This window comes from Rhizobium sp. Rhizsp42, assembly GCF_047304155.1.
Lineage (GTDB): Bacteria > Pseudomonadota > Alphaproteobacteria > Rhizobiales > Rhizobiaceae > Rhizobium.
On record NZ_JBGLYS010000086.1, the window covers coordinates 1 to 4,701 of the forward strand.

Genomic DNA, 4,701 nt, shown 5'->3' on the forward strand with positions numbered 1-4,701 from the left:
AGGTATGGCGGGGGCGGGGGAAGTCCATGGGGGTGCGTTTTTCAGCTTCGTTGAGCCTCGTCGAAGGCAAGTCGGGAGGCTTCGATATCCTGCCAGGTATCCCTGATCCAGCCTGTGAAGGCGGCCAGGGGCGGCAGCATGGACTTGCCGCGTTCCGTCAGTTCGTATTCCACCCTTGGCGGCACCTCGGGATAATAGTGGCGTGCCACGAGGCCGTCGCGCTCGAGGTTGCGGAGCGTCAGCGTCAGCATCCTTTGCGATATGTCCGGAATGCCGCGTCGGATGGCGCCGAAGCGCATCGGTTCATCGGGTGACAAAGCCAGCATCGAAACGACGAGGATCGTCCACTTGTCGCCGAGGCGGACCAGGACGCTGCCGGGGGCGCAAGGGGTCAGAACCGGTCCGCGCGCGGTTTCGATGACGGGGCGGCCATTGATGTGACGCTGCATGAATTGGCTCCTTCAATGGTTATCATCATGTGCCTTAGGCCCAAACATGTGCCGTCTTGTGCCGGATTTCAAATAATTCCAGATAGTAACCATTGAAGCTTACGAAAGGTAACTGTCATGGACGACAATTCCGAATTTCTCGTCTTCGGCGCGACCGGTCAGCAGGGCGGCGCGGTGGCGCGCGCGCTCAAGGCCAAGGGCAGGACTGTCCGCGCCTTCGTCCGCAACCCGGATAGTGCGAAGGCGATGGCCTTGGCCGGCGAAGGGATTTCCCTGGCGAAAGGCGATCTTTTCGATACCGACTCGATCGATCGAGCCATGGCCGGCATCGATGGTGTCTTCAGCGTTCAGACCAGCTCGCCCGGCGGTGAGGTCAGCGATCAGCAGGAGGTCGATCAGGGCAAGGCGATCGCCGACAGCGCTTTGCGGCACGGGGTTCGCCATCTCGTCTATTCCTCCGGCGGTGGGGCGGGAAAAGGGCCGACGGGAATGGGGCATTTCGACAGCAAATCGGAAATCGAGGCCTATGTCCAAGGCCTGCCGATGGCAACCACGATCACCCGGCCGGCAAGCTTCATGGAAATGATGATGCTGCCCGGGATGGGTTTGCCCGAGGGCGAATTCACCTTCTTCATGCGGCCGGATCAGTTGATGCAGATGATTGCCGTGAACGACCTGGGGAGGATCAACGCGGAAATTCTGATGGCTCCCGACAGGTTCAGCGGCAGGGCGATCGAACTTTCCAGCGCATCCGTGACGGGTGAGGATCTGGCGCGCGCGTTCACGAAGGCCGCAGGACGGCCGATCACTTACCGGCGCTTTTCCGATGAGTTGCTCGACAGCAACCCCTTCCTGAAACGTCTCGCCGAACTGGTGGACGACGGTCTGCTTGCCGGCGTGGCGGATATTCCCGCGCTCGAACGTGAGTTTGGGGCCCTGACGTCGCTGGATGCGTGGTTGGCGGCAGATGGGAAGTCGCTTTTCGAGGCGGCCCTCAACGCGGGGAAAGCCGACGTGGCGTTGCGCTAAGGTTTCGGCGGAAATTCTCTTTGGTTGCTGCTACAGTCAGTGGAGCGCAACCAGGGAGGCACTGATGAGCGCGCCCAAGCTACTGTCCGGCGGCAATCCGCAGATACCGAAGGGGGAGGGGGATGCCCCGGTTCAGGCGTATATCGCGGCGATGCCGGGGTGGAAGAGTGCTATCGGGAAAGAGCTTGATGAGCTGATAACGGGGCTCGTTCCCGATCTGCGCAAAGCCGTCAAGTGGAACACGCCGCTCTATGGCGCTGCTGAAGGCGGCTGGTTCCTGGCGTTTCACTGCTTCGATCGGTACATCAAGGTGACGTTCTTCAAGGGTGCATCGCTGGTGCCGCTGCCGCCGGTCGGGTCGAAGCAGGACGGGGTGCGGTATGTGCATGTTTATGAAGGCGAGCGGTTTGATGCGGCCTTGCTGAAGGGGTGGATATTGCAGGCGGTGGACTTGCCGGGAGAGGTGATGTGAGGTTGGCGGTGCGGCTGAGACATATTGTTGTTTGAACCTCAGCGCCCGGAGCCCCCTCATCCGCCCTTCGGGCACCTTCTCCCCGGGGGGGGAGAAGGGGAAGCCGCACCCTCCGTGCTATCTTCCCCTCTCCCCCACGGGGAGAGGGTAGGGTGAGGGGGCCACGCGCCGGGACCTAGCTTTAGCGGTTACCGACGCACCCCGCCCATTCCCGCATGGCTGGGTTGAAATCCCGGCGGTTGTGGTTCCCGCCTCGCGCGCCCATATGTAAGCAGTCAATCATATGCTAGAGAAAGAAAGACAATGTCCTTCCGTCAGTCCATTCGTGATGGCTTGCTTGGCCGCGCCTTTGCGATGATCGGTGCCGCGAATGCCGCCAGCGCCGCCGTCCAATCCGGCCGCCGCCCCCGCGAGCGCGATCTCAACAAGCTCGGGATCGATCCGAGCCTGTTCGGCCGCATCAATCACTAAGCCTGCAAGCTAGAAGCGGTCTTTGGCCGCCTGAAATGAAACAGCCCGCCACCCGGTGAACTGACCGAGGAAAGTTGAACACAACTCTCCTCGGTCAGTTCACGAGGTCGCGGGCTTTATTTTTGTCTGAGATTTGGGCTGCGGCGTGAGCCGCAGCCGGATCAGCGTCAGGCCTGAACCTGCTGCTCCTTCTGCGCATGCGTCTCGCCATGCGCCTGCTCTTCGGCCTGTTCCTTCCTGTTGTAGCGGATGGAGGACCAGAGCGAGATGCCGATCAGGGTTGCGCCGCCGAGGCCGGTGATGACTTCGGGGATGTGATACAGCGTCTGCACGTACATGATCACCGAGAGGATCAGGATGGCGTAGAAGGCGCCGTGCTCGAGATAGCGGTATTCGGCAAGCGTTCCCTTTTCCACCAGCATGATCGTCATGGAGCGCACATACATGGCGCCGATGCCGAGGCCGATGGCGATGACGAAGAGGTTCTGCGTCAGCGCGAAGGCGCCGATGACGCCGTCGAAGGAGAAGCTGGCATCCAGCACCTCGAGATAGATGAAGGCGCCGAGGCCACCCTTGGCGGCGGCGCTCATCGTCTTTTGCGAGGCATCGAGCAGGCCGCCCACCACCTCGACCGCGAGGAAGGTCAACAGGCCATAGATGGCGCTATGCACGAAGGTGCTCGCTTCCGCTTCCGGCAGGAAGGAGGAGAAGACCAGGATGAGGGCCAGCACGAAGGCGATCTCGATGCCCTTGATGGTGGCCGAGCGGGCCATCATGCGTTCGAGCCCGGCGATCCAGTGCACCTCTTTCTCGTGGTTGAAGAAGTAGTTGAGGCCGACCATCATCAGGAAGGTGCCGCCGAAGGCCGCGATCGGCAGATGCGCGTCGTTCATGATGCGGGCATATTCGGCAGGCTCGCGGGCGGCGAGAACCAGGGCTTCCCATGGGCCGATCTGCGCCGCGATGGCGACGATCGCCAGCGGGAAGACGATGCGCATGCCGAAGACGGCGATGACGATGCCCCAGGTCAGAAAGCGATGCTGCCATTCCGGCGTCATCTCCTTCAGCTTGTTGGCATTGACGATGGCGTTGTCGAAGGAGAGCGAGATCTCGAGCACGGCGAGCACCGTACAGATGAAGAAGACGGTCGCCATGCCGCCGATGGTGCCCGTCGTCTGCCAGCCAAGTGCTGCGCCGAGCGCGAGGCCCACGGCCGTGACGATGAAAGACCAGGTGAAGTAGCTGAGTGTCGATTTCGTCTTGGTGGAGGTGCTCATGAGCGAACCTCCCCACCGTCAGCGCTGTTTGAGAGCGTGGATACGCAAAGAGAATGCGACATACCACAACGGGCATGCGCATGAGGCATGGTGTGCTTTTTCATCGAATGAAAATCCGCCGGCTTATTTGCAGGCGGTACCGACATCACGAGAGCGCCGTAAAAACTCTCGCCAGAGGGGCCCGGCACCAGGTTGCCCGTCGGCCGATGTCTGAGGCCGCGGGATGTCAACAGAGATAGTCAAGTTCGCGCCTCAGTCAAGATCGGGCTGGAGCGCGCGATCGCTTTTTCGGGAACCATCCGGGCCTCTGGTCGTTAGGTCCTCAGTTGCCCGACAGATGTGTCGCCGATGGGGCCGCCGACTTCGTTCGCGGCGCGCTCGGTGCGCGGTCGGGAAACGGAGCCAGTGTAAAGCGAAGAGTGCAACGAGAAGGGAGAGGACGGTCATGCCGACCCATAGCCATGTTCCAGACACCCATATTCCCGACAAGCGCACGCAAGCGCCAGACCGCATGAAGCGGGCAAAGCCGAACCGGATGAAGACCGCCCAGGTGATGCCGCCGCATCAGGTGGACCTGACGCTGACGCCGGGCGTTCACCATGACATCCATGTGCCCGCACATGTGACGGGTGGAGATTTGTCGCGCGAGGGGCCGATCACCAGCGATGGTGACAAGGGCTCTGACAAGAACTGAATTCCAGCAGATAGCGAGAGATATATATGACCGTAACTACAGTGCCCGTTGACCTGACCATGAAGCATGAGAGCGAGTGGCGGGCGATTGCCGTTCCTGTCGCCGCGGATGTGCGTGTTGGTGTCAGGGTGGGAGAGACGAAGCGGATTGGCGCTGAGGCGCGATCTGCGGGTTGAGGGTGATCTTGCCGGGGAGTGTCCGTCACAAGATCGCTTATTACGGGGCGATGCCACACCCACCAACGTCATCCTCGGGCTCGTCCCGAGGATCTGCCGAGGGTTGGTCTGGGCTGGACGTGCATGGATTTTA

7 protein-coding genes are annotated in these 4,701 nt (G+C 61.4%); 5 read left to right on the plus strand and 2 right to left on the minus strand.

All coding sequences use genetic code 11. From position 1 onward, the window contains the following. Positions 1-41: 41 nt before the first annotated feature. On the minus strand, positions 42-449 hold the full coding sequence (locus ACCD05_RS31535; protein WP_413397591.1) for a winged helix-turn-helix transcriptional regulator: 408 nt from the start codon (positions 447-449) through the stop codon (positions 42-44). 117 nt (positions 450-566) lie between these two features. Here ACCD05_RS31535 and ACCD05_RS31540 point away from each other — a divergent pair, with 117 nt between their 5' ends. The 3 genes from ACCD05_RS31540 to ACCD05_RS31550 all read left to right on the plus strand — a co-directional run bounded on the left by ACCD05_RS31540 (position 567) and on the right by ACCD05_RS31550 (position 2,421). After that, positions 567-1,478: an NmrA/HSCARG family protein gene (locus tag ACCD05_RS31540; protein ID WP_413397593.1), complete on the plus strand. Its 912-nt coding sequence runs from the start codon at positions 567-569 to the stop codon at positions 1,476-1,478. A gap of 64 nt (positions 1,479-1,542) precedes the next feature. Continuing rightward, positions 1,543-1,950, plus strand: coding sequence for a DUF1801 domain-containing protein (locus tag ACCD05_RS31545; protein WP_413397595.1), 408 nt, complete (start codon positions 1,543-1,545; stop codon positions 1,948-1,950). A gap of 303 nt (positions 1,951-2,253) precedes the next feature. Then, on the plus strand, positions 2,254-2,421 hold the full coding sequence (locus ACCD05_RS31550) for a hypothetical protein (protein ID WP_018899785.1): 168 nt from the start codon (positions 2,254-2,256) through the stop codon (positions 2,419-2,421). A gap of 167 nt (positions 2,422-2,588) precedes the next feature. On the opposite strand, the gene ACCD05_RS31555 is transcribed toward ACCD05_RS31550, so the two are convergent. Then, positions 2,589-3,698, minus strand: coding sequence for a DUF475 domain-containing protein (locus ACCD05_RS31555; RefSeq protein ID WP_413397597.1), 1,110 nt, complete (start codon positions 3,696-3,698; stop codon positions 2,589-2,591). A gap of 445 nt (positions 3,699-4,143) precedes the next feature. On the opposite strand from ACCD05_RS31555, the gene ACCD05_RS31560 reads away from it, so the two are divergent. Together ACCD05_RS31560 and ACCD05_RS31565 are read left to right on the plus strand one after the other, a co-directional pair. Continuing rightward, entirely contained in the window at positions 4,144-4,392 is a 249-nt protein-coding gene (locus ACCD05_RS31560) for a hypothetical protein (protein ID WP_413397599.1), read from the plus strand. A gap of 26 nt (positions 4,393-4,418) precedes the next feature. Next, positions 4,419-4,568 carry a hypothetical protein gene (locus ACCD05_RS31565; RefSeq protein WP_413397601.1) on the plus strand — a complete coding sequence of 50 codons (150 nt, stop codon included), beginning with the start codon at positions 4,419-4,421 and terminating at the stop codon, positions 4,566-4,568. Positions 4,569-4,701 lie beyond the last annotated feature (133 nt).